Source organism: Bradyrhizobium canariense (assembly GCF_019402665.1).
Taxonomy (GTDB): Bacteria; Pseudomonadota; Alphaproteobacteria; order Rhizobiales; family Xanthobacteraceae; genus Bradyrhizobium; species Bradyrhizobium canariense.
Window position 1 is genome coordinate 1 of the sequence record NZ_VSST01000121.1, and the last position, 1,405, is coordinate 1,405.

The 1,405-nt window shown below is 57.1% G+C and carries 1 protein-coding gene; it reads right to left on the reverse strand.

All coding sequences use genetic code 11. The features are described 5' to 3' along the window. Positions 1-278: 278 nt before the first annotated feature. On the reverse strand, positions 279-1,310 hold the full coding sequence (locus FXB41_RS39930; protein ID WP_219685663.1) for an IS110 family RNA-guided transposase: 1,032 nt from the start codon (positions 1,308-1,310) through the stop codon (positions 279-281). Positions 1,311-1,405 lie beyond the last annotated feature (95 nt).

Sequence of the window (1,405 nt, forward strand, 5' to 3'; positions counted from 1 at the left end):
TTGGCTCTGACTCATATGTGGAACGGCCCGGGCTGCAAGATCTTTCTCTGGTTGAACAAGGGATGACGGTGCGGTCATATGTTCGGCCTGTGCACGCGGCGCCTGGCCGCTGGCCACGATGATATCCGCGGAAGCAATCGCCCAATCAATTTCTCGCGCTCGAAGCGCAGTGAGTCAGGCGGTCTGATTGCTACCGGGAATGACGTCATTCGGGGTTCATCCAGATTTGCACCTTGCCTCCTCGGCAGCGTTCTTCTTCCGCCGGAGAGCTCTTGAGATTAGGATTTCAGCATTGCGGCCGGCGCCTGATAGTTGCCGCCTCTGACCAGCAAGGCCCAGATCGTGCGCGCAATCTTATTAGCGAGCGCGACCGATACGACCTTGACCGGCCGTCTTTGCAGCATGGTCCGAATCCAGAGTGGGACTTTCAAGCCTCGCTTAGCAAGCTTGATGATAGAGGTCGCACCAACGATCAGGAGCGTCCGTAGTTGCCGATTTCCGCGCTTTGATATCGCGCCGAGCCTTTCTTTCCCGCCGCTCGACTGTGCCCTCGGTGTGAGCCCCGTCCAAGCCGCAAAATTTCGTGCAGTCGCAAAATCGCGAGCATCCACGACGGATGTCCGAACGGTAGCGGCGATGAGAGGACCGACACCCGGAATGCTCATCAGACGCCTTGCATCAGGGTCCTTTCTGACGGCAACCAAAATCTCTCTGTCGAGCTTCTCTATGCGGGTTGTAAGCAGCTCAATCTGTTCAGCGAATAGGATCAGGGCAAAGCGGGCGGCGCCGGGAATCCTATTGTCTTTTTCGTCCCGGAGAAGCACCAGGAGTTTTGCGATGCTTGCCATGCCTGTGCCAGCGATAATGCCCAATTCGGCCATATGGGCACGCAGGGCATTTGCAGTCTGGCTGCGCTGCTTCATCAGCATCTCTCGCGTTCGCAAAATCATGCTGGCTGCTTGTTGTTCGGCAGTCTTCACGGGCACGAACCGCATTGTCGGGCGGTTCACCGCCTCACAAATGGCTTCAGCATCCGCCGCGTCGGTCTTGTTTCGTTTGACGTAAGGCTTCACGTAGGCTGGCGGCATCATGCGGACAGAGTGGCCCAACGCCGCTATCTCGCGTGCCCAGTGATGGGCACTCGCACAGGCCTCCATACCTACCACGCAAGCTGGAAGGCTCCGAAAGAAGGGCAGAACCTGCGATCGCCGCAATGTGCGACGAACCAAGACTTTCCCGTTTTCGGCGATGCCGTGAACTTGAAAGATCGACTTGGCCAAATCCAAACCCACTGTGATAATCTTCTCCATGGAACGGTCCTTCGTTTGTGGCGCCTCTCTACGCGACCACGTTAGGCACTTTTGATGCCGGTTCGAAGGGCCGTTCCACACCATCACTTTTGATG